Origin of the sequence: Deinococcus psychrotolerans (assembly GCF_003860465.1) — a bacterium.
Taxonomy (GTDB): Bacteria; Deinococcota; Deinococci; order Deinococcales; family Deinococcaceae; genus Deinococcus; species Deinococcus psychrotolerans.
In genome coordinates this window covers 858,505-880,266 of record NZ_CP034183.1, presented here as the reverse complement: position 1 = coordinate 880,266, position 21,762 = coordinate 858,505, and the positions used below count along the sequence as shown (strand labels likewise).

General features: G+C 61.1%; 26 protein-coding genes and 2 tRNA genes. 14 read left to right on the top strand and 14 right to left on the bottom strand.

What is annotated here, in order from left to right; genetic code table 11:
• The first annotated feature begins 8 nt into the window (after window positions 1-8).
• Window positions 9-773, top strand: a complete 765-nt coding sequence (locus EHF33_RS04340) for an SDR family oxidoreductase (protein ID WP_124868211.1) — start codon at window positions 9-11, stop codon at window positions 771-773.
• On the top strand, window positions 760-1,689 hold the full coding sequence (locus EHF33_RS04335; RefSeq protein WP_124868209.1) for a hypothetical protein: 930 nt from the start codon (window positions 760-762) through the stop codon (window positions 1,687-1,689). The genes EHF33_RS04340 and EHF33_RS04335 overlap by 14 nt, the downstream gene beginning before the upstream one ends.
• On the opposite strand, the gene EHF33_RS04330 is transcribed toward EHF33_RS04335, so the two are convergent.
• Window positions 1,619-2,839, bottom strand: a complete 1,221-nt coding sequence (locus tag EHF33_RS04330; protein ID WP_241191253.1) for an O-antigen ligase family protein — start codon at window positions 2,837-2,839, stop codon at window positions 1,619-1,621. The two genes, EHF33_RS04335 and EHF33_RS04330, sit on opposite strands and share 71 nt — an antisense overlap.
• Before the next feature lie 103 nt (window positions 2,840-2,942).
• Window positions 2,943-3,017, bottom strand: a tRNA-Glu gene (locus EHF33_RS04325).
• Between the two features lie 262 nt (window positions 3,018-3,279).
• Here EHF33_RS04325 and EHF33_RS04320 point away from each other — a divergent pair.
• Window positions 3,280-4,698, top strand: a complete 1,419-nt coding sequence (locus tag EHF33_RS04320; protein WP_124868207.1) for a phosphoglucomutase/phosphomannomutase family protein — start codon at window positions 3,280-3,282, stop codon at window positions 4,696-4,698.
• 189 nt (window positions 4,699-4,887) lie between these two features.
• On the opposite strand, the gene EHF33_RS04315 is transcribed toward EHF33_RS04320, so the two are convergent.
• From EHF33_RS04315 to EHF33_RS04295, 5 genes are all read right to left on the bottom strand, one after another.
• Window positions 4,888-4,977 (bottom strand) — tRNA-Ser (locus EHF33_RS04315).
• A gap of 58 nt (window positions 4,978-5,035) precedes the next feature.
• Window positions 5,036-5,590: a ribonuclease FAU-1 family protein gene (locus EHF33_RS04310; protein WP_241191252.1), complete on the bottom strand. Its 555-nt coding sequence runs from the start codon at window positions 5,588-5,590 to the stop codon at window positions 5,036-5,038.
• Window positions 5,584-6,180, bottom strand: coding sequence for a phosphoribosylglycinamide formyltransferase (gene purN, locus EHF33_RS04305; RefSeq protein WP_124868205.1), 597 nt, complete (start codon window positions 6,178-6,180; stop codon window positions 5,584-5,586). Before purN ends, EHF33_RS04310 begins: the two co-directional genes overlap by 7 nt.
• A gap of 48 nt (window positions 6,181-6,228) precedes the next feature.
• On the bottom strand, window positions 6,229-7,593 hold the full coding sequence (locus EHF33_RS04300; RefSeq protein WP_124868203.1) for a dipeptidase: 1,365 nt from the start codon (window positions 7,591-7,593) through the stop codon (window positions 6,229-6,231).
• A gap of 33 nt (window positions 7,594-7,626) precedes the next feature.
• The gene (locus EHF33_RS04295; RefSeq protein ID WP_124868201.1) at window positions 7,627-7,854 is read right to left on the bottom strand and encodes a hypothetical protein; all 228 of its coding nucleotides are present in this window, start codon (window positions 7,852-7,854) and stop codon (window positions 7,627-7,629) included.
• Window positions 7,855-7,901: 47 nt separating this feature from the next.
• On the opposite strand from EHF33_RS04295, the gene EHF33_RS04290 reads away from it, so the two are divergent.
• The 3 genes from EHF33_RS04290 to EHF33_RS04280 are packed head-to-tail and all read left to right on the top strand — an operon-like array spanning window position 7,902 to window position 9,615.
• Window positions 7,902-8,255 (top strand): inorganic pyrophosphatase, encoded by a 354-nt coding sequence (locus tag EHF33_RS04290; RefSeq protein WP_124868199.1) that lies wholly within the window; start codon window positions 7,902-7,904, stop codon window positions 8,253-8,255.
• Entirely contained in the window at window positions 8,252-8,935 is a 684-nt protein-coding gene (locus EHF33_RS04285; protein WP_124868197.1) for an SDR family oxidoreductase, read from the top strand. The genes EHF33_RS04290 and EHF33_RS04285 overlap by 4 nt, the downstream gene beginning before the upstream one ends.
• The gene (locus EHF33_RS04280; protein WP_124868195.1) at window positions 8,935-9,615 is read left to right on the top strand and encodes an HAD family hydrolase; all 681 of its coding nucleotides are present in this window, start codon (window positions 8,935-8,937) and stop codon (window positions 9,613-9,615) included. Before EHF33_RS04285 ends, EHF33_RS04280 begins: the two co-directional genes overlap by 1 nt.
• Before the next feature lie 24 nt (window positions 9,616-9,639).
• Here the strand turns inward: EHF33_RS04280 and EHF33_RS04275 are convergent, their stop codons facing one another.
• On the bottom strand, window positions 9,640-10,716 hold the full coding sequence (locus EHF33_RS04275; RefSeq protein ID WP_124868193.1) for a peptidylprolyl isomerase: 1,077 nt from the start codon (window positions 10,714-10,716) through the stop codon (window positions 9,640-9,642).
• Window positions 10,717-10,855: 139 nt separating this feature from the next.
• Between EHF33_RS04275 and EHF33_RS04270 the strand changes: the two genes are divergently transcribed.
• Window positions 10,856-11,929, top strand: a complete 1,074-nt coding sequence (locus EHF33_RS04270) for a lipid II:glycine glycyltransferase FemX (protein WP_124868191.1) — start codon at window positions 10,856-10,858, stop codon at window positions 11,927-11,929.
• Window positions 11,929-12,696, top strand: coding sequence for a shikimate dehydrogenase (locus EHF33_RS04265; RefSeq protein WP_124868189.1), 768 nt, complete (start codon window positions 11,929-11,931; stop codon window positions 12,694-12,696). Before EHF33_RS04270 ends, EHF33_RS04265 begins: the two co-directional genes overlap by 1 nt.
• Window positions 12,697-12,975: 279 nt before the next feature.
• Here the strand turns inward: EHF33_RS04265 and EHF33_RS04260 are convergent, their stop codons facing one another.
• From EHF33_RS04260 to EHF33_RS04245, 4 genes are all read right to left on the bottom strand, one after another.
• A complete protein-coding gene (locus EHF33_RS04260) occupies window positions 12,976-13,446 on the bottom strand; it encodes a transcription elongation factor GreA (protein ID WP_124868187.1) in 471 nt (156 codons plus the stop codon).
• A gap of 238 nt (window positions 13,447-13,684) precedes the next feature.
• Window positions 13,685-14,128 (bottom strand): NADH-quinone oxidoreductase subunit 15, encoded by a 444-nt coding sequence (locus EHF33_RS04255; protein ID WP_124868185.1) that lies wholly within the window; start codon window positions 14,126-14,128, stop codon window positions 13,685-13,687.
• 87 nt (window positions 14,129-14,215) lie between these two features.
• A complete protein-coding gene (locus tag EHF33_RS04250; protein ID WP_124868183.1) occupies window positions 14,216-14,812 on the bottom strand; it encodes a hypothetical protein in 597 nt (198 codons plus the stop codon).
• Window positions 14,813-14,862: 50 nt separating this feature from the next.
• Complete coding sequence (locus tag EHF33_RS04245) at window positions 14,863-15,429, bottom strand: hypothetical protein (RefSeq protein ID WP_124868181.1); 567 nt, start codon at window positions 15,427-15,429, stop codon at window positions 14,863-14,865.
• Between the two features lie 155 nt (window positions 15,430-15,584).
• Between EHF33_RS04245 and EHF33_RS04240 the strand changes: the two genes are divergently transcribed.
• From EHF33_RS04240 to EHF33_RS04215, 6 genes are all read left to right on the top strand, one after another.
• Window positions 15,585-16,181 (top strand): sulfite oxidase-like oxidoreductase, encoded by a 597-nt coding sequence (locus EHF33_RS04240; protein WP_124868179.1) that lies wholly within the window; start codon window positions 15,585-15,587, stop codon window positions 16,179-16,181.
• Window positions 16,159-16,752 carry a mismatch-specific DNA-glycosylase gene (locus EHF33_RS04235; protein ID WP_124868177.1) on the top strand — a complete coding sequence of 198 codons (594 nt, stop codon included), beginning with the start codon at window positions 16,159-16,161 and terminating at the stop codon, window positions 16,750-16,752. The genes EHF33_RS04240 and EHF33_RS04235 overlap by 23 nt, the downstream gene beginning before the upstream one ends.
• Window positions 16,753-16,820: 68 nt before the next feature.
• Window positions 16,821-17,633 (top strand): hypothetical protein, encoded by an 813-nt coding sequence (locus EHF33_RS04230; RefSeq protein ID WP_124868175.1) that lies wholly within the window; start codon window positions 16,821-16,823, stop codon window positions 17,631-17,633.
• A gap of 51 nt (window positions 17,634-17,684) precedes the next feature.
• Complete coding sequence (gene rdgB, locus EHF33_RS04225) at window positions 17,685-18,320, top strand: RdgB/HAM1 family non-canonical purine NTP pyrophosphatase (RefSeq protein ID WP_124868173.1); 636 nt, start codon at window positions 17,685-17,687, stop codon at window positions 18,318-18,320.
• Window positions 18,321-19,043: a HepT-like ribonuclease domain-containing protein gene (locus EHF33_RS04220; protein ID WP_124868171.1), complete on the top strand. Its 723-nt coding sequence runs from the start codon at window positions 18,321-18,323 to the stop codon at window positions 19,041-19,043.
• A 47-nt stretch (window positions 19,044-19,090) separates the two neighbouring features.
• Window positions 19,091-19,765 (top strand): YcjF family protein, encoded by a 675-nt coding sequence (locus tag EHF33_RS04215; RefSeq protein WP_124868169.1) that lies wholly within the window; start codon window positions 19,091-19,093, stop codon window positions 19,763-19,765.
• Window positions 19,766-19,775: 10 nt separating this feature from the next.
• On the opposite strand, the gene EHF33_RS04210 is transcribed toward EHF33_RS04215, so the two are convergent.
• A complete protein-coding gene (locus EHF33_RS04210) occupies window positions 19,776-20,567 on the bottom strand; it encodes an acyl-CoA acyltransferase (protein ID WP_241191251.1) in 792 nt (263 codons plus the stop codon).
• Complete coding sequence (gene menC, locus EHF33_RS04205; RefSeq protein ID WP_124868167.1) at window positions 20,564-21,673, bottom strand: o-succinylbenzoate synthase; 1,110 nt, start codon at window positions 21,671-21,673, stop codon at window positions 20,564-20,566. Before menC ends, EHF33_RS04210 begins: the two co-directional genes overlap by 4 nt.
• Window positions 21,674-21,762 lie beyond the last annotated feature (89 nt).

Below are 21,762 nucleotides of genomic sequence, written 5' to 3'. Positions count from 1 at the left end.
GGAGTGGCGTGGTCAATCGCGTCCGTTCACGACGACAAGTCAAAATCCTGATCACTGGCGGCAGTGGGCGGCTTGGAACAGAGCTGCGTGACCTCATTCCTGACTCGGTTGCGCCGAGCAGCGCCGAACTCAACTTGACCGACGCACACAGTGTGCTGGAAGCGGTTCGCCGTGAACAGCCGGACATCATCGTCCATACGGCGGCCTATACCAATGTGGGCGGCGCGGAGAAAGAGCGGGCCAAGTGCTGGGCGGTGAATGTGGAAGGAACGCGTCATATCGCTCAGGCGGCCAATCAAGTCGGTGCAAAGCTGGTTCATATCAGCACCGACTATGTGTTCGACGGTCAAACCGGGAATTACAGTGAAAGTGACACGCCGGGACCAGTCGTCAATTACTACTCGTTGACCAAGTTGGTGGCCGAGGAAGCCGCCCGCGCTGCTGGGTCACACCTCATCATTCGCACTAGTTTCCGCCCCCGCAAGTTCGCTTATCCGGTGGCTTTTAGCGACGTGTTCACTGGCCAAGATTATGTGGACATTATCGCCCCGGAGATCGCCTTAGCCGTTCGGCATGCTCTGGAAATCTCAGATGAGGTGCTTCATATCGCCACCGAACGCAAAAGTGTTTATGAGCTGGCCCGCCGCCGAAAGCCGGATGTGCGCGAGGGAACGCGTGCTGAAGCGGGTGTGACCTTGCCCGGAGACGTGAGCCTGAATACGGAGCGGTGGGAGAAAGTGAAAGCAATGTTGATTTCCGATGCCCAGTCCTAAACAGAAAACCATCGATTTGAAAACTGGAGCACCTGCTGGATGGCAATTGATCGGTTTCTCCGGGGTGAAGTCCGATGGTGTGAATCCTTTCCGAACGCCGCAACTCAGCAGCGAAATAAAATTCGATACGGCAGGGTCACGCTACATTCGTTTCCAATATCAGCTTTACTCGCCAGATCAAGCTGTCAAAGCTCATGTCACACTTGATGACCAAGATTTAGGCTATTTCGATTTTCCAGCAGGCCAGTTCAAGACTGTTTATCCGGCAGCCTTAGTCAAGGCAGGAAAACATAGTTTGCGTTTCAAGCAAAGTTGCCCCTTGGCTTGCCCGATCAATCAGTATCACGCTGAAGTAAAGCTGATTACACTTCCAGATGTTCGGATCAACCTCGGCCTCCAAGCCCAGCGATGGAGTCCAGATGCATTAGATTCCACATTCTCTGTGAACGGATTCTCTGGCCTTCAATTCGATGGCGTTAACTATTTTAGAGAACTCAATACCCTTGACTCTGCTCTATTTTCCTTACCATTTGGTTATTTGGCAACTAATTTCCATACCCAAACTATCTCAAATAATGGTTCTTACCGCCTGAGCTGGGCCTCAGCAGATGGCAATGTTTTTCGGGCAAGACTATCCCTTCAAAAAGCTTATTTGCCGAAGGGCCATTTCGTAGATCAAGATCTGCCACTTATTCAGAAAGAAGGTCTTTCTCAACTTCGAGTGCAGACGATTTGTGAAGGGGGCGGCAGCAGTTGTTTACCTATCCGGTTCTACTGGACAGAACTTACAACTCTGCCAAGTTCTCGTGGTTTAATCACTCTCACTCCGCCGAAGCTTCTGGCATTCAGCTTGCTTTTCTTGGTTCTACTGGGGATTTTCGCCTTATTGTTGCGCCCTCTAAACGCCAAACACTAATCCCCAGCGTCACCCACCACAGCTCTGCGAAGTGCGGGCTGGGTACGGCGATCACCACGTCTACGAAATTCATGGCGGTGTAGCCAAACAGCGCGGCGATCAGCAGCGGGTCGCGGCTTTTGGCAGCGGCCCACAGCCCATAACCGTACACCAGCAGTAAGCCGCTCAGGCCAATCACGCCCGTCTCCATCAACCACTGGAGCCAAGCGTTGTGGGCAATCAGCCACATGCCGCTGAAACTGCTGAGCCATTCGGGGCACTGAATTTGATTGGCGGTCAAAATGGGGTTGAGTTGGCAACCGCCCTTGAACAAGTAGGTCAAGTAAGGCCCGCCCTGATAAGCGCCCACGCCGCCGATGGGGGAGGTCTGCCAAGCGGCGTAAGCGTCGTCCCAGACAAAATTGCGTCCGCTGGTTTGATCGTCGAGTAGGCGCAGAATCGGCGTGATCTTGAGTTTTAAGGTGTTGACCGCGAAGATAGCGGCGGCCACGACGCCCAGCGGAATGAGCACCCAGCGGCGTATTCCCCGCCCTCTGGCAAGGAGCAAGGCTGCCACGCTGCCGACCACCAAAGCCAGCGTCGGCCCCCTGCTACCAGCTGCCAGCAGGGTGGCAATGGCCAGCAGCCCTGCCGCAACACGCCACCAAATCGCCCCGCCGCGCCAGAACATGATGAGCCATAGAGCAATGACGGCCAGCAAACCCAGCGACACGGTGTAATAGTACGGATGACTCAGCCGGGCCATGATGCCCGCCATTCCCTGCGTATAAAGGCTGTAGCCCCAAGCCGTCAGGAAAATGACCACCTCTCCCCACAGCAGTGGGCGCAGATGGCGGCTGTCTTGCAGATAGACCCCCGCCGCGATCATGGCTAAGATTTCGAGGGTTCGGATGCCGGCGAAGCTGAGCGAGAGCAGTGGGTTGGGCGTAAAAAGGGCCGCAACAATTTGCGAGGCAGCAAAGTAAAACAAGATCCAGCGGGCAAAGAGTGGCAGCCGCCGTAGCGAGCCCAGCGCTGCAAAGGCCACCAAGTAAAAGAACGGCACCACCGGAACAGCGGCGATCAGCCAAGGCAGCCAGCGCGGCGGGGAAATGGCCGTGCTGGAGGGAGCAGGCCCGGAAGGCGTGGACGAATGAGCGTGCAAAGACACGCCTGACAGTATTTCACGAAGTCGGGGAAGGGAAGTGGTGAGGCATGAGCTCCGCAAACAAAAAAAGCTCCGCCCTGCACGTGGCAAAGAGCGGAAGCAAAGGTGGTGACCCCAACGGGATTCGAACCCGTATCGCTACCTTGAAAGGGTAGTGTCCTAACCGTTAGACGATGGGGCCACACCTGTCGGATCTAAAAACGCACCTTTGGGAATCGTTTTTTTCGCCGCCCTTTCAAGGGGTGCTTTTCAGCACGGAAGGAATGATAGTGGGGAAAGTCGGTTCTGTCAACTGCGGCGGTTGTGCTTGCAGACTTAGGGAGCGAGCTTTGGCCAGCATCAGCGCGATTTGCTAGGCTATGAACGCGAGATCTGCTGCCGTGCCACTTAGGGTTTTTTTGCGGCGGCAGTGGGTCACCCAAAACAGCACTGGAGAAACAGCTATGCCCATCAAATTTGGAACCGACGGTTGGCGTGACATCATCGCCGAGGATTTTACCTACGCCAATCTGCGAACGGTGGCGCAGGCCCACGCTCAGGTGCTCAGGGCGGCGGGCGGCAGCTCGGTGGTGGTGGGCTTTGATCCGCGTTTTGGAGGCCGTGACTTTGCCCGGGTGGTGGCCGAAACGCTGTCCCAGCAGGGCTTAGGGGTCTGGCTGGCGAGTGAGTATCTGCCCACACCTGCCCTTTCGTTCGCGGCGCTGCATTTGGGCGCGGCGGGCGGCGTCATGATTACTGCTTCTCACAACCCGCCGCAGTACAGCGGCTACAAGCTCAAGGGGTCTTACGGCGGCAGCGCCACGCCCGCGATGGTGGCCGAAGTGGAAGCTGCCCTCGCGCGGTCTGAGCCGTACAACGGGCCAGTCGGTGACATTCAGCCCCTGGACATCCGTGAAGCGTATTTCGGGCAGCTTGACCGTCAGCTCGATTTGAGCGCTCTCCGCGCTTACCGGGGCGTGGTGTATCACGACGCGATGGGCGGCGCGGCGGCGGGCTGGCTGGGCGCTTACATGCGGAGCCGGCAGTTTGGCTTTGAGTTGCGTGAGGTGCGCGGCGAGCCGGATCCACTATTCGGCGGGGTCAATCCCGAGCCGATTCCGCAGAATTTAACGGCGCTGATGGACACCCTCAGCCACGAGACGGGCCAAACGTTTGCCGTCATCACCGACGGGGACGCCGACCGGGTGGGAGCGGTCACGGCGGGCGGGCAGTTTTTCAACAGCCACCAGATCTTCGCGGTGTTCATCCAGCACCTCTACGGGCGCGGTCTGCGGGGACGGGTGGTTAAAACGGTGTCGGGTAGCCGGATAATCGAGTTGCTAACCCACAAGCTGGGCCTTGAACTTCTGGAAACGCCAGTGGGATTCAAGTACATCACCGACGCCTTTTTGGAAGGGCAAGCCGACGAAACAAAAGCCGTAATGATCGGCGGCGAGGAGTCCGGCGGCTTGTCGTCACGCGGCCACATTCCTGAGCGTGACGGCCTGCTCAACAGCCTCCTGCTGATCGAAGCGGTGGCCATGAGTGGTAAGAGCCTCGGCGAGCTGTTCGCCGACCTCGAAGCGGACGTCGGCTTCAAGCACGTATATGACCGCAACGACCTGCATTTGAGCAGCACCTTCGACAAAGCTCAGTTGCTCAGCCGGGCAGCGGCGTACCGCGAAGTGGCGGGCCACGCCGTGGAGAGCGTCAACACCCGCGACGGCGTGAAGCTCACTCTGTCGGGCGGCGCTTCGGCGATGTTCCGGCCTTCCGGCACCGAGCCGGTGGTGCGCGTTTATGTGGAAGCCCAGAGCGCTGGCGACGTGAAAGCCATTTTGGACGAAGCCACGCGGCGGGTGCAGGCGCTGGATAACGGCTGAGCGTTGTGAAATTGACTTGATGGCGCGGCGCATGTTCGCTTTATCGAGCGTTCAAAGCGGGCGCGACTGGCTCCCACCAAGAACTTTTCTTCCCGGTGTGATTGCCGCAGGAAGGTTCTAGCACTCGCCAAACCGAAGTGGGCCGCCTTCAATTTGAGGCGGCCCACTTCAGTTTGTGCGTCAGACTTTTGGCGGAACGGGAGGGATTCGAACCCTCGATAAGCTTGCACCTATACACGCTTTCCAGGCGTGCTCCTTCAACCACTCGGACACCGTTCCAGCGCCAAGCAAGTTAGCGCTTTACGGGGTGAAGATGCAAGTCCCTGCCTGGCCCGCGCTAGGTGTAAGGGTCTTGGAGGTAGCGGCGCAGCACGTCCAAAGGAGCGAACGTATGGGCCTTGAGGGCGCTCAGCACGGCGTGGGCCCCGCTCCATGCGGCGGTGTACTGCTTGGGCAGGATGTGGCCCAGCCGCAGGGCTTCGTCCAGTTCGTCTTCGTCCAGCACTTCGGTTTTGGTGACATGCCACTGGCCGCCCGGCTGCACCTCCACTATCCCTACCACGTCCAAATAGAGATCGTCTATCCACGGTAGGCCCTCGGTACCAACGCCGCTCGCCTCGCCGATATCGATGTAGAGCTGCCGAATATGCCCCGTTTCGTCGAGTTGGAGGGTCAGGGCGTGCTTGGCCGCCGTAGGCGCGTAATGCACCCAGCGGTAGCCGGTGTCCAGAATCCGCAGGGTGCGGTTCTCAAACGGCACCAGCAGCGGGCTGTGGACTTCACCTGCCCGGTAGTCGACGATCACGCCGCTCGGCACCACCAAAGTGGTTTGCTCGCCGCCGCCCACCACCCGCTGCCAATTGCGGCGGTCAAAGACTTTGCGTTTCAGCATGCTGGCGTTTCGCGGGCGGCCGAAAGCGCTCCGAGCGCCTGAATCATCAGCGGGCCTTCACTGGCCTGCACGCGGGCACGCAGGCTCGCCACCGTGTCGTCCGGCAGCACCGCCACCCGCGACTGCGCCACGATGGGGCCTTCGTCTATGCCCGCCTCCACCTGATGTACGGTTGCGCCGCTGACGCGCTCGCCCGCTGCCAGCACCGCTGCGTGAACCAGGTCGCCGTACATCCCGCGCCCGCCGTACTTGGGCAGCAAGCTGGGATGCACGTTGAGGACGCGCTCCTTATACGCGCTGAGCGTGAGCGGGCCGAGTTCGCGCATGTAGCCGCTCAGAATGACGGTGTCGACTTGGTGAGCGCGGAGAGATTTTAAGATGGCCGCGTCCAACTCGGCGGCGTCAGGATAAGCCGCACCGCTGAGGTGAAGGCGGGGCAGGTTGATCTCGGCGGCCCACCGCATCACCGCCGACGCGCTGTTGTTGCTGATGAGCAGGGCAGGTGTGGCGTCCAGCTCACCCGCCGCGCAGGCCGCCACCACCGCCCGCGCCGTGCTGCCCCCGTGCGAGGAGAGAAAGCCGATCTTCACGGGGTTTTCCGAGCAGACAGGCCCCGCTCCTTGGCTTTTGCCGCTCCCTTACTCAACCTGCGCCAGCTCCTGAAGCAAGTAAGCGCTGGTCAAAATGCCGTTGTGGTAATCCTTCACCGCAAAGCTCTCGTTGGGGCTGTGCGGAGCGTCTTCGTTGAGGCCAAAGTCGACCAAGACCACCGGAGCCTTAAGAATTTCTCTGAAGGCCGCCACAATCGGAATCGAGCCGCCGCCGCGCGTGAAGGCGGGCGCTTTGCCGTAGACCTGCTGGAGCGCTTTGCCCGCCGCCCGCACGTAAGGGTTGTCAAGGTCGATTTTGACGGGTTGGCCGCCGTGCAGCGCCCGCACTTCCACCTTGACGCCGGCGGGGGCAATCTTCGGAACGTAGTCTTGAATGAGTTTGGTGATGTTTTCAGTGTCTTGACCAGGCACCAGCCGCATGCTGATTTTGGCTCCGGCCTTGGCAGCGATCACGGTTTTGCTGCCCTCGCCCTGATAGCCGCCCCAAATGCCGTTGACATCCAGTGTCGGGCGTGCCCAGATTCTTTCCAAAGTGGTGTAGCCCGCTTCGCCGGGAAGTCCTGCGGCGTCGATGCTGACGGCAAACTCGGCGTCGCTGTGCGGCAAGCTGGCCCACAGGTCGCGTTCTTCTTGGGTGATTTCGTCAATGCCATCATAAAAGCCCGGAATGGTGATGCGGCCCTGCTCGTCTTTGAGCTTGCTGATGATTTCGGCCAGGGCGTTGATCGGGTTGGGCGCAACGCCGCCGTAGCTGCCGCTGTGGAGGTCGCGGTTTGCGCCCTGCACCAGCACTTCCACGTAACTCAGCCCGCGTAGGCCGTAGGTCACGGTCGGCACGTCCGGCGCGAAGCGCGATCCGTCAGAAATCACGATCACGTCGCACTTGAGCTGCTCGGCGTACTGCTGCAAGTACGGCTCCAAATTCTTGCTGCCGACTTCTTCTTCGCCTTCCAGCAAAAATTTGACGTTGAGGGGCAGCTCGCCTGAGGCCAGCAGTAACTCCACGCCGCGAATGTGGGCGTAGGCTTGGCCCTTATCGTCGGTGGAGCCGCGTGCGTAGATGCGGCCATTTCGCACGGTGGGTTCAAACGGGGGCGTCAACCATTCTTCAATCGGGGCTTCGGGCTGCACGTCGTAGTGGCCGTAAATCAGCACGGTAGGCTTGCCCGGATCGCTCAGGCGCTCGGCGTAGACCACCGGATGCCCGTCTGTGGCTTCCACACGGGCCGTGAAGCCTAGGGTGGCGAGCTTGGCCTGCAAGTACTCGGCGGCCCGCTGCATATCGCCTACGTGGCTGGGATCGGCGCTGACGCTGGGGATACGCAGCAGCTCGAAGAGTTCGTTGTTGGCACTGGTTTGCTCCGCTTCGGAAAGCACAAAAGTTGGATTCATGACTGCGATTCTACGCCGCAGCGAGGGCTGAGGTCAGCTCCCGCCCTGAAGTTTGGCATTGACGTTGCCGCGCCGGTAGTTGCCGGTGGCGCGGGCGAGAAGCTGTTGCTGAGCGTCGATGTCTTCAGCGGCGCTGAGCGCTTGGAGCAGTTTTTCGGCCCGCTGACCGCCCAACACCGTCACGACATTCAGGCCGCGCGAAATCCGCAGCCGCCCGTCTTTGGTGGCCTGAAAGGTAAACGGATCGTCGCTGAGGCCCATTGGCTCAACTCTAGCTTAGAGCGCGGCCCAGCTTGTACCTTCTGGCTATGCGTCCCGATCTCACGCCTTACCTCGGCCAAATCGTGCGGGTGGTGGTTGACCGGCCCCTCGGCAGTCGCCACCCGCGCTGGCCCAGTCTCATTTACCCGGTCAACTCCGGCGAACTTCCCCAGACGCTCAGCGGCGACGGGCTGCCCATAGACGCTTACTTGCTGGGCTGGACAACCCCACTGGCCGAAGCACAGGGCGTGGTGGTGGCTGTCGTGGTGCGCCAGAACGACACCGAAGACAAACTGATCGTGGCCCGCTCCGGCACGGTTTGGACAGACGCGGAGCTGCTGGCAGCCGTGGAGTTCCAAGAGCGCTTTTTTGTCTCTAAGCTGGTTAGACTGCCCTCATGACTGTAACGACCTTCATCACCGGAGCCAGCGGCGACATCGGCTCGGCGTTGGCCCAGACTTGCCGCGACCACCGCCTAATCTTGCAAGGCCGTGACGAAGCCAAACTGAGCGCTCTGTGCGCCGAATTGCCCGATGCCCGCCCGCTGCTGCTCGATCTGGCGCGGCCTGAGAGGTTTGCGGCGGCGCTCGCAGACTTGCCCCCGCTGACCAACTTGATTCACAACGCCGGAACGGTGGAACTCGGCCCAGTTGCCGAGCAAGACCACAGCATTTGGAGCAACACCTTTGCCGTCAACGTGGTGGCTCCCGCCGAGCTGACCCGTTTGCTGCTCCCCAATTTGCGTCAGACGCGCGGCTGCGTGGTTTTTATCAACTCCGGCGCGGGCCTGAGTGCCGGCGCGGGCTGGGGCAGTTACGCCGCCAGCAAGTTCGCGCTGCGAGCGCTGGCTGACGCCCTGCGGGCCGAGGAGAGCGGGGCGGGCGTGCGGGTCACCAGCATTTATCCGGGCCGCACCGCCAGCGCCATGCAGCAAAAAGTGCGGCGGCAAGAAGGCGAACCCTACGACCCTGAAACGTTCATCCAGCCGCAGACGCTGGCCCAGACGGTGCGCTTCGTGCTGGACGCGCCCAGAGACATTCTGCTGAGCGACGTCACGGCCCGCTCTACCGGAGGAGCCTAATCTTCAGGGCCGTCATTTTTGATCTGGACGGCACGCTGCATGACCGCTCAGCCACTCTTGCCGAGTACCTGCCGGGCCACGTGGAGCGCTTTGACTTGCCGAGCGGGTACGCTGAGCGCTTCACCGAGCTGGACGATTTTGGCTACTGCCCCAAGCCGGAGGTGTTCGCGGCGCTGGTGGCCGAGTATCAGCTTTCGCACGATCCTGCTGCCCTCTTGGCCGACTTCAGAGAACACAAGCCGCTCGCCGTCAAGCTGATGGTGGGCGCTCACGAAGTCTTGGCCGAACTGCGGCGGCGTGGCCTCAAGATTGGGGTGCTGACCAATGGCCGCACTGCCATGCAGCACACCGTGATGGAGCGTCTCGGTTTGCTGCCGCTCGTCGACGACCTGATCATCAGTGGGGCCGCCGGAATCGCCAAGCCCGACCCGCGCATTTATGAGCTGGCCCTTGAGCGGCTGGGCGTCCCGGCAGGCAAGACGTTGTTCGTCGGAGACTCGCCGCGCAACGACATTGCTGGGCCGCAGGCGGCGGGAATGCGGGCCGCGTATCTGCCTACCAGTCACCCGCTGCCCTCAGGTACCGTGCCGGACTTTGTCCTGAGACGCCTGGCCGATGTGCTGGCGCTGATAGACCCATCAATTTGGAAACTGAAAACCGCTCACCTCGATTTGAAGTGAGCGGTTTGAAATAAAGGAGGGAGTTTAGGGTGCGGTAGGCGTAGTGGTGGGCGCAGCGTCTGTCGGGGCAGCGTCATCCGTCGGCGCGGGGGCGGCGGGCAAGCGGTCAGCGTAAGTCGTCACCTTGAGGCGGTTGACTTGGGCGTCCAAATACTTCTGGGCGGCTTCACCGGCCAATTGGTCGCGGATTTGGCTGTCCACTTCGCTCAGTGGCGCGGTTCCGGCGTCGGTGCGCTTGGTCACGACCAACACGTGATACCCAAACTGTGACTTGACCAGCTGCACCTGATTGAGCGGCCCCTCGAAGCTGGCCTTGTCGAATTCCGGTACGGTATCGCCCGGTGCAAGGCAGCCGAGGTCGCCGCCCTGCACGGCGCTGCCGGGGTCTTTGGACTGGGCCGCCGCGAGTTTGGCGAAGTCGCCGCCTGCCGCGAGGTCTTTGACGATCTGCTGCGCTTCGGCTTCGGTGGGTACCAAAATGTGCTTGACGCAGGCCTCGGCTTTGCGGGTGAAGCTGGCTTTGTTGAGGCTGTAAAATCCGGCCACCAACGAATCGCTGAACTTAAAGCGCGTCTGAATGCTCTTGAGATAAGCCGCCACGATCTGCTGCTCTTGCAGCGACTGACGGTAATCGGCTTCGTCGGCAAAGCCGCTGCCCTGAAGCGCGGTATCAAATTCCTCTTTGCTGGGAAACTGGCCTTGGTCGGTGTTGAGTTGGGTATCGATGGCCGCGTCGTCACTTTTGAATCCGGCTTTCTTGGCAAGTTGCAAGGTAGCCTGCTGACGGGAAAAGGTGGTCAAAAACTGCGGCTTGAACTGATTGAACGAGCTTTCCATATCGCTGCTGTAGGGCATGCCCTGCGAGTTGGCGCTGCGGGCCACCGCCATGCGGAACGAGCGGTCAAAGTCGGCCATGGTGTAGTCGGTGCCGCCCACCGTCGCCACTACGGTGGTGGGGTCGGTTGCCGGCATGGCTGGCGCGGTGGTAGCGGGCGCGGCAGCAGGTGCGGGCGTTGCGGGCAGAGTAGGCGCAGGCGTGGTGGCCTGAGCCGCCGCCAGCGAGGTGAGAGCCAGCAGTGCAGTCAACAGATATTTTTTCACTTGCTCACTTTAGCGTTCCAAAGACCACTTTGCTTTGAGCCAGCCTCCATTCTTCAGCGGCTTTGCCGGGTGCTGTTTTGGGCCGTCTGATTTGATCCGGCAAAGTCACCCCTACCGCTTGCCTGCTACAATCCTGACCGTGCCTTTAGAGTTACTTCCCACCCAAGACGCCCGCGCTTACGACGAAGTGGTGGCCCGCCTGCCTGTCACCAGCGCCTTGCAAGGCTGGGGCTACGGTGAGGCCCGCCGCGAACTCGGCCAGGTGCCGACGCGCTACTTCATCCAAGATCAGGGGCAAATTGTCGGAGCGCTTCAACTGATCCGCAAGCGGTTGGTGCCGGGTTTCGATTTGCTCTACGCGCCGCGCGGCCCGGTGCTGAGCAGTATGGCCCAGCTTCCCGACCTCGCGCCTGCCCTGCGCAAACTGGCGCGGCCCACCGACACCCTCATCAAAATCGAGCCGCCGTTTGCCCGCACCCCCGAATTGATTCCCGAACAGATTGGCCCTTGGCGGCGCACCGAAGCTGAGCAGCCCGAACACACCATTACCGTTAATCTGATGCGCCCGCCTGCTGAGCTGCTCAGCAACTTGCACAGCATGGCGCGGCGCAATGTCAAGACCGCTCAGAAATTTGGGGTGGAAGTGGTGTCGGGCGGCGAGGAGTTGTTCGAGGAGTTCTGGACGATCTTTACCGCCACCAACGAACGTGCCCAGCTCGGCGCGTTTCCCAAACCGTACTACCTGACCATGTTGCGCTCGGGGGCCAGTGGCGGCGGTGACGCTTACATCGTGCTGGCACGGCACGATGGGCGGGCGCTGGCGGGGGGCTTTTTCCTGGCGATGGGCGCGATCACCAATTACTTGTTCGGCGGCAGCATCAAAGATGACCGGCCTGCTGAGGGCAGCGGCGCTGAGGGCGCTGAGCGCAAAGACGCCAAAGCCCCCACTGCCTTTTACTGGGGCGCGATGCAAGACGCCCAGCAGCGCGGCTACCGCAGCTTTGATTTCTGGGGCATTCCGCGTAAGCTCGATGAAGGTAAGCACAGCTTCGGGGTCTACCGCATGAAAGAAAACTTCGGCGGCGAAAAAGTCTGGTTTCCCGGCTACGAACTGCCGCTCAGCCCGCTGGCTCCGTTGATCGTGCGCGGCCTGCGCTGGCGCAAAACCCAAAACAACCTCCGCAAACGCGGCAGCGCCGAGGACGTGTTGTAATGGCCCCAGTGCAAGGCGAGAGCGCTCTGGCGCTGATCGGCTACTCTGCCGCTGCTGCCCGCGCCCTGCGTGAATTCGGCTTGGTGACGCTCGGTGTGCCTGCCGCGCCTTTGCCGGAAGTGCTGAGCGCCTGCGAAGCGCTGGGCTTTGCCGGAGCGCTGCTGCATCCCAGCTTGCAGGCCCAAGCCGCCGAGCAAGTCCAGCTTGACCCCGATGCCCGCCGCGCCGGACTGACCGACGCGCTGGCCTTTACCGGCGGGCCGCGCGGCACCTACGCCGCTCCCGAAGCGCTGCTGAGCGCCGTGCAGGAAAGCAGTTACGCCGCTAGAGGAGCGCACGCCGTCCTGATCGGCTCGGCTGCCGATTTACGCTTGGGACTGGGGCTGGCCCGTATGGGCTTCAAGGCCATCACGGTGGTTGCCGACTCGCACCGCGAAGCCGAAGCGATGTCGCGTGATCTGCCAGCGGGTCTGGCGGCTTTCGCTCTGACCCGCCAAGACGCCGCCCTGCGCGGCCTCGCTGAAAAGGCCGACTTCTTGGTCATCACGGGCGGCACTTTGCCGAGCCATCTGGTACAGCCTTACCACACCGTCCTTGACTTGAGCGGCAAAGCGGGCCGCGAAGTGCAGCGGGTGGGAGCCACCTTACTCAGCCTTCCGGACTTTCCAGCCCGCGTGCTGGCGCGGCAGCTTGAACATGCCACCGGTCAGCGCTTCCGGCCTGACCTGCTGGCTGAAGTGGCGGCAACGCTGGTGGCTGAAGCGTAGAACACCGCTCTGCTAGCCCCTTTCATCATTTGTCTGGTTTTTTACAAACCTGACTCAAGATGAGCTGTACAATAAAAAACCTAAATGAATCTCATCGTGGTGTTGTTGAGCCTCTGGCTTGCTCTGAACCTCGCTCTATTGGCTATTGCGGGGGCCGCCGCTTTTTTACGTCGTGACGAACCCTTACGGATGCGGGCCTAGCCTTGTTTGTCTGCCCACCACCAAAAGCCGCGCCTTTCTCATCTAAGAAGGTGCGGTTTTTGGTGAGTTCACCAGGTTTTATTCGTAAGTCACTTCCAGCAAGGTAAATTTGGCACTGCCCTTGGGAAGCGGCACCGTCACCGTGTCGCCTGGGCGGCAACCAGTCAGGGCTTGCCCAATCGGCGACTGATCGCTGATGCGCCCCTTGAGGACATCCACTTCATACGTGCCGACAATCTCAAAGCTGCGTTCAGTGCCGCGCTCGTCCTTGACTTTGATTTTTGCGCCGAGCCCCACGCCGTTTTGGGCGTTTTCTTCAATAATCTGGGCACGTTCCAACTGGTCTTCCAATTCGATAATCCGCGACTCGTTTTCAGACTGCTGCATTCTGGCTTCGTCGTAAGCGGCACTTTCGCGCAAGTCGCCGTCGGCAAGAGCGCTGCCCATGTACTCGCTGATCTGTTCGCGGCGGGTGGTCTTGAGGTGGTTGAGGGTTTCGGCAAGCTTGTCGTGCCCGCGCTTGGTCATGGGAATCTTGGCTCTGGTCATAAGAACTTCCAGTATAGCGGCCCCACTCTGTTGGGCGCAGGCGTGAGGCGAAGGTCGAAATTGGAGGGCCAACTGGAAAACTTGCTCGACTGCTTGGGCCGGAAATATTCTGCTCGCGCGAATTGGCACGGCGATGGCTAACGCTACCGCATTCAACTGCGCTACGTCTTTTCCTTACTTTTGCTCCCAGCCCTGCGTTGTGTTTTAAATTTCTCTCTCCGCGTGGGGAGAATCAATTTTAGGCTTCTAGACCTTCTTGCACGCCGTCGAGGATGTTGGAGAGCCGCGCCCGCGTGAAGGGCCGTTTGCCTTCCAGCAGGTGGCCGTCATGGGCGTGAAGGTGCCAGTGCTTGCTGCCGCCCATGACCCTCAGCGATACCCCGCCCAGATCCACGTGCCTTGGGCTGACTGCTGCCAAGAACAGCGCTTGTCCAGTTCCCAGTTGCGCAGTGCCCGATGACGATTGATCCTGCGGCGAGTGCATGTCGGGCCGGTTGAGGCTGACACTCATGATGGTAGTGGGCAGATCGTAGGGCCGCTCCATGCGGTAGATGTAATCGGGGAAGTCGGCGACTTTGCTTAGCGTCAGGCCGCGCGGGGCCGCTTCTTGTTCCAGCCACGACAGCAAAGTGAGCCACGAAGAGTAGAGCGCGTCTTTGGAGGCGGTATTTGAGTTGGACATCTTGAGGTGTAGTGTAGCGTGCGGCGGCGGTGGGGGAGCAGAACGAAAAAACCGCCCACGATGGGCGGCAGATGAAATGTTGAGGGCTTAGAGTTTATCCCCAGTTACAGCAGTCACGGTGCAGTTAACGTACACCGGAATGGAAGGCAGCAAAGCCGAGTTGCTGTTGGTGCTGGCGGTCTGACCATTGCCGTTGATGGTCAGCTTGGCATAGAAGCCGCTGCCACTGTTGGCACCGCCAGCGCGGTTGCTCGCCGTGACCGTCTTGATGTTAACGTTGGCGTTCGGCTTGACCACAATCGCCTGAGGCAGAAGGCCGTCGGACGAGTTCGCTGTGAAGATGGTTTTGAAGTCATTGCCGCCGATGCTTTGTAAATTGCTGCCCTGAACGGTTGCGCTGTAGTTGGCGTCATAGGTGCTGCCCGTATTACCCAACAAATTGATTCCCACGCTGGAGACAGTGCCCGAAGCGGTGTAATAGACGCCCACGTTGGTAATGGTGGTGGTGCTGCCATCTTGATTGATGGTGTTGTCGCAGGCCACGTACTTGCCATTTGCGTCTCTGTACTCAGTTTTCAAGTCGTTAAATTTGACCGTGCCGGAGCCGGTGCTGGCGCTTCCGCAGGCGGCGAGGAGGAGGGGTAATGCGAGGGCGGGCAAGAGCATTTTGGCGTTGAGTTTCATGGTGTTCTCCTTGAAAAGTTGAGCTTGAGAGAGGCGGAGTGCCGAAAAGTTTACGAGCAGTTGACAACTGGAATGGCTGTCACGCTTTCGACGACGTTGCTGACGTTTCCATTTTGATCTTCGCCAATGGCCTGAACGTAGGTGTAACCCTTCACGTAAGTGGTATTGATCGGCGTGGGGACGATGCTTTGGGCGCTCAGGCCGCTGCTGACTTTAAGCGGAGCGACGCCCGACCCAATAGTAATGGTGGCCAGTCCATTGCCCGAATAATCGGGAGAGCTGTAGCGGTCACCAAAAATACGTTGTTTGGTGGTTTGGCCGTATTTCACGCCCGTAAACTGAATCCCGATGCGCTGTAAGCCCCCTGTCCAACTGACGCCGACTTGCAGTTGCGTATTTCGGTCGTCGCAAATAACGTTCGTTCCCGCCGCCAACGTCCGCCCATTTTGATCCACTGTGCTGCTGGCCAGCGTGTATTCGCTGTTGTATGAAGTAACGGCGTTCAAAGTCACCGAACTGCCGCCCCCATTGGGCGCTGGGGTCACGGTGACGCTACAAGCCGAGAGCAGCGTAGCCGCGCCGATCAGTCCCAAAAGTCCCTTATTGATCTGCTTCATCTCCCTCACTTTGCCGCTTCAAGCTGACTTGAACGTGATAGCGCCTTAAGCAGACATGAAGCAGGCATGAAATGAACTTGAGATTAACCCCGTCTGGCACGGCGAAGGCGAGGCGGCTTACCAAAGGGCGGCGCGGCGGGCGCTCAAATGGCGGTATGCTTGGCAAATTTTTCAAGAAACCCGCCGATGATATGAACGGGCGTGTGCCCCCCGGCCAAAGCCTGACCAGCCGGTTCCCCGTGCTGACCTACGGCCCCGCGCCGCGCTACAAGCTGGAAGACGCCACCCTTAAAATATCCGGCTTGGCCGAGGCGAGGGAGTTCTCATGGCCGCAGCTGCGTGCCCTGCCGCAAACCACCCTGACCTATGACATCCACTGCGTCACCCACTGGAGCAAACTCGACACCACCTGGACAGGCATCCGCGTAACCGACATCATGCCGCTGCTGAGCCTGAAGCCGGAAGCCAGTCACGTGATGATTCATTCGGTGGGCGGCTACACCACCAACCTGAGCCTAGACGACTTCGTGCGTCCTGAAAACTTGCTGGCCTACCGCTTTGACGACAAGCCGCTGGAAACCGAGCACGGCGGCCCGCTGAGATTGGTGGTGCCGCACCTGTATTTCTGGAAGAGTGCCAAATGGATCAGCGGCCTGGAATTTATCAGCGCCGACGCCCCCGGCTTTTGGGAGCGCAACGGCTATCACATGCGCGGAGATCCCTTCAAAGATGAGCGCTACAGCGACGACTGAGCCGGAGCACGGGCCTAAGCCGTCCGGCGCGGGCCACCTGGTGCCCGACTTGCTCGCGCACGGCCTCAAGCTGGTTCTGATCGGCACCGCGCCCAGCCGCATCAGCGCCGCAGCAGGTGCTTACTACGCCAATCCACAAAACAAGTTCTGGCGGGTGCTGTTTGAAGTGGGCCTGACGCCGCACCTCTTTAAGCCGCAGGAGTTTCCGGCTTTGCTGGCGCTTGGCATCGGCCTGACCGACGTGGCCAAAAAGCACAGCGGCGTGGACGCCAGCTTGCCCTCAGAGGCGTGGGAACCCACCGAGTTGCGTGCCCGGATTGCCTACTACAGCCCCCAAGTGGTGGCCTTTACCAGCAAGCGCGGAGCCAGTCAGGTGCTGGGCCTGCCCACAGGCAAGCTGCCGTATGGCCCGCGAGCCGAGCGACTGGAGGGAGCTGAAGTCTGGGTGCTGCCGAGTACCAGCCCGCTGGGCCACACTTATTTTCAGCTTGAACCTTGGCAGGCTTTGGCCGAGCAGCTCAAGAAAGGTGCAGGAAGCGGGAACTCTCCTCAGGTTGGGGGCGTACTCTGAACATGGATTTGAGTGGTTCTCGGCAGCTCGGCAAATTTTCTTCTCTCACTTCTCAGCGGAGCGTTTACATGTCACTTTCTCCTTCACCGCGCCCAACTTCAGACGATCAGCAGTGGCCCGACCAGCAGTGGCTCAGCGGCGGCAAGCCCACTTCAATTGCTGGCCAAGCCGCTTACCTAGCAGGCCGCGCCGGAGACACGCTGGGATTGATCGTGGTGGGGGCGCTGAGCCTCGGACTGATTGCCGTGCTGCTGATCTGCTTAATTCTTGCTGGCATCAAAGGCAGCTTGGTGGCCACGCTGTTGATGCTTCTGGCCATTGCGGGCGTGGTGCTGGCCTTTGGCAAGTTTCGGCGGCAAACCCGGCAAGCGGCGGTGCTGCGGAGTGGCGGCGCGGCATTGCCCCGCAGTGATGTGGGCACCGAATTTGCCACCTTGGAAGCCGAGCGCATTCAAAAGCTGGCTCACCTGACCCTCAAAGCGGGCGCAAGCCTGAGTGCGCCGCTACGCCAAAAGCTCAACGCTTCGGCCACCGCCATCCGCGACGCGCTGCGGGCCACGGCGGCTGGCGGGGTGCTGACCCGCGAGGCCCATGACGCCCGCCAAGCGGCCGACGATGATTTGCCCACCGCGCTCTCGGCTTACCAAGACCTGCGGGTGACGGGTTCGGGCCTGGCTTACGGCGAAGTGCTGCTCTCCGAGCAACTGACCCTGATCGAGCGCCGGATGCGGTCTATCAGCGACGCGCAGGCCCAGCAGCACACCCGCAAGCTGGAAGCTGGACGTCGTTACCTCAGCGTCAAGTACGGCGAGGCTGACGACTTGCAGCCGGCCGAGATGCGGGTGAGTGGGCAAAAGGTCAAGGGCGAAGCTGAGCGCTAGATGTGAGAAACTTGGCCCTTGTCGATCAGCGGCGGGCCTTACACTAAGCGCATGAGTCCATCCAACCCAGAACTGTCCCAACCTCCCTTGCGCGTGGTGGTGGCCACCAGCAACCTCGGCAAAGTCGTTGAATTTGAAGAAGCACTTTCCGGCCTCGGCTGGCAGCTTGAGCCGTTGGGCGATTACAGCTTGCCCGAAGAAACCGGCAGCACCTACGCTGAAAACGCCATGATCAAGGCGGCTGCTGCTTCTCTGCATACTGGGCTGCCCGCGCTGGCCGACGATTCGGGGCTGGAAGTGGCCGCTCTGGGCGGTGAACCGGGCCTGTACAGCGCCCGTTTCGGTAACCGCAAAGACGACCATGAACGCAATTTGTATTTGCTGGAGCGCACCCGCAACGTCCAAGACCGCCGCGCCAAATTCATCAGCGTGCTGGTGCTGGCTTACCCGGATGGCCACATCGAGGAGTACCGGGGAGAAGTGGACGGCCAACTTTTGGAAGGCCCGCGTGGGGTAGGTGGCTTCGGCTACGACCCGCTGTTTGGGCTGCCGGATGGACGCAGCATGGCGCAGCTCAGCTTGGAAGAAAAACGCGCCGTGGGCCATAGAGGCAAGGCCTTTGACGCCCTCAAAAAAGCCCACGCCCACGGCCTGCCGCCGCGTCCGACTGGCAGCAAGGTCAACTGAGTGACGCACTCACGACTGCCGCGCCCCGAGTTGCCTGAGGTGGTGGCTCTCATCCGTGAGCGCAGGAGCGAGTGGCAGGACTTGGGCGTTGAGCGGGTGCGGGTTTTTGGCTCGGTGGCGCGGCAAGAAGCTGGGGCCGAGTCGGATGTGGACGTGCTGCTTGACCTCGAAGCGGGCGCAGGACTCCTGACGCTGGCCCGCGCCCGCGACTTTTTTGAACACCTGCTGGGTTACCGCACCGACGCCGTGACCGAAGCGGCCCTCAAGCCCCCCCTGAGCCGCGAAGTCCTACTGGACGCGGTGGACGCCCTCGATCCCAAGCTGCATCCGCCGAGACGGGGCCACAAGCGCTGGAAGTGGCGCGTCTACGAACTGCTCAGCGACATAGACGCCCTGCGGGAGTACACGGCGGCCCACACCTTTGAGAGCTTCAGCGCCGATTCGCTGACCCGCGACGCCGTGCTGCTGCGGCTGCTGCGCATAGGGGAGGCCACCAAATACTTACCGCAGCGCCTGCAAGACACCCACCCAGAGATTCCTTGGGCCACTTTGCGCGACGTGAGAAATTTGGTGGCCCACGATTATTTCGGCCTCGACATTTCGTTGGTGTGGGTCAGTGTGACGCGGGAAATGCAGTCGCTGCGCCCCCTGTTTCAGGCGCTGGCGCAGGAACCGGAAGACGGGAGCTCAGCGGGCGCGGCGCAGCACCACAAGCCCAGCTAAAGGCCGCCGCCCATTCTTTCTGAGGATATGGGCGCTAGCATGCGCTTATGTTGCCGCTTCTCAAGCAAGTACTCGATAATTTCAACTTTGACATTGATGCGGACAAGTCCCGTGAGGAAAACGCCGAAGGCGTGATTCGAAACGCTGCGCTGCTGGCAGGCGCGGTGGCCGTCGAGCCGTTGCCGTTCGCCGATTTGCTGCTGATTACCCCGCTGCAAATCAAGATGGTGCTGCACGTGGGCAAGGTCTACGGCTTCGAGATCACCGCCGAGCGTGCCCGCGAGATTATTCAGGAACTCGGCGTCACGGTGGCCTACGGGATGGTGGCCCGTCAGGTGATGCGCAGCCTCGCCAAGCTGGCCCTGCCGATTGTGGGCGGCCTGATCACCGCGCCCGCCGTCTACGGCTGGACATACGCGCTGGGGCGACTCTCCGAGCAGTATTTCGAGCAAAAGCGCCTTGGCCTGCCGTTTGACAAAGATCAGCGCACTCAGGTGGTGCAGGAAGCCAAAAAGACGACCAAAAATATTTTGCCGAGTGCCAGCGATTTTACCGATCTGGCCTCCGAGCTGCGCCGCCGGGCCGAGGAACGCAGCAAAAATGCGGCTGGCCCACACAAAGCCAAGCCAGCAGACAAAACGGTGGACGCTGCCCCGGTGGATTTGACCAAAGACGCCGTGAAAGCTGAACAGCCCAAGGCAGAGCAAACCAAGTTGAATTGAGCGCCCTCTTTTACTCCACCCGCTCCAGCACATAAAACGCCCGCTCGCCTTCCCGCGCCAGATCAGTGACGGCGTAGCCCGAGGCGAGGTAATGCCCCAGCACGTCTCGCAGCGCCAGCCGCCACGCCAGCGTCAGGGGAGAGGGAAGCTCAAAAGCGTTCAGCGGCACTTCGGCCAGCAACTTGGGCGCGTCGGCGCTGAGATCGGGTGCACCGGGCGTCTGGCCCTGCGCTTCCAGTACCCGGACGCCTTGCGGCTTCGGCGGGGGCCGCTCCGAATGCTCCGCGCTGACATCCCACTCCATCATCAAGCGGTCGGCGGGCAGGTCCTCGGCCACGTACCACTCGGGGTGATACGAGACGGCCCTCGCGCCCAACTTGCCCAAATTGAAGCGGGCGTTGCGGGCCACCAGCGGGTCGAACGTCCACGTCACTTTGGTCAGGCCCATCTCGCGCACACGGCGGGCTTGGTGGTGCTTGAGTGCTACCGCCGCGCCGTGTCCGCGCCAGTCGGGTCGCAGCGCCAGCAGGTGCGAGTGGTGCCAGATGCGCCCGCCCTGATAAGCCGGAAAGCCGTAGACGAAACCGAAGGCCGGCCCGCACTCCTCACCCGTCTCGTCCACCGGAAAAGCTGCTGCCACCACTCCGCCGAGATGGGCGTGAATGCGGAAGATATTGCGGGGATGCACGGCGGTTTCGGAGTATCCCCAGGCTGCCCGCTGAAGGTCTTCCAGCACCACCATCTCCCGCGCGGTGTGAAGGTTGCGGATGGTGAAAGCTGGCCGAGTAATCGGCTCCTTCAAAGACCGAACTCCTCGTGGTAATCGGCCCGCTCTTCCACGAAGTCGCGGTTGAGAGTCACCCCGATGCCCGCGCCTGCCGGGACTGGCATCAGACCGTTCTCGGCTTCCAGCGGTTCATTAATGGTGTCGGCGGCGTAGTAACGGCTGGCACTGGCGGTGTCGCCGGGTTTGGTGAAGTTGGGCAGCGTGGACAGGTGAATGTTGTGCGCCCGCCCAATCCCGCTTTCCAGCATCCCACCGCACCAGACCGGCACGCCGAAGCTCTGGGCCACGTCATGCACCCGCCGCGCTTCGCTGTGGCCACCGACCCGCCCCACCTTCAGATTGATGACCCGTCCCGCATCAGTCGTGAGGGCTTTGCGAGTATCGGCGGCGCTGGCGATGCTCTCGTCGAGGCAAATCGGCGTCTTGAGGCGCGACTGCAAGGTGGCGTGGTCGTGGAGATCGTCCCAGGCCAGCGGCTGCTCGATGTAGTCGAGCTTAAACTCGTCGAGCGCTTGCAACTGGGCGCTGTCGGCCAGCGTGTAAGCGCTGTTGGCGTCCACGGTCAAGTGCAAGTCGGGGAACGCCTCACGCACCGCCCGCACCGGCTCCACGTCCCAGCCTGGCTTGATTTTGAGCTTGATGCGGCGGTAGCCCTGCGCGTTGTGCTTGGCCACGCTGTCTACGGTGGCCGCCGCGTCGGCCTGAATGCCCAGCGACACGCCGACTTCCACCGCCGTCTTGTTGCCGCCCAGCAGTTGCCACAGCGGAGTTTCGAGTTGCCGCGCCCACAAGTCCCAGGCGGCCATTTCCAGCATGGCTTTGGCCATCCGGTTGCCGCGCCAAGCTGAAAGTGCCGCGCCCACCGCTTCGGGGTTGGCAAAGGAGCGGCCCAGCACGGCGGGCAAAGCGCCCTGGGTCAGAAAATTGAGTGCGCCCACGGTGGTTTCTTCGCGGTACATCGGCAAAGGTTCGCTGACGCCCTCAGAGAGTCCGGTCAGCCCGCCGCCGTGCAAGACCAGCAGGGGCACCTGCTTTTCGGTTTGCACCCCGAAACTGGTTTCGAAGCGGAATTTGAGCGGTAACCTCAGCAGATAAATCTCGGCGCGTTCGATGATGAGCATTCCCAAAGCATAAGCCAAATAAAGTTGCCCCCAGCGCCGCGTGAAGGCGGGACTGGGGGCAAGCTCAAAAAACGGATGGAGCGCCGCTC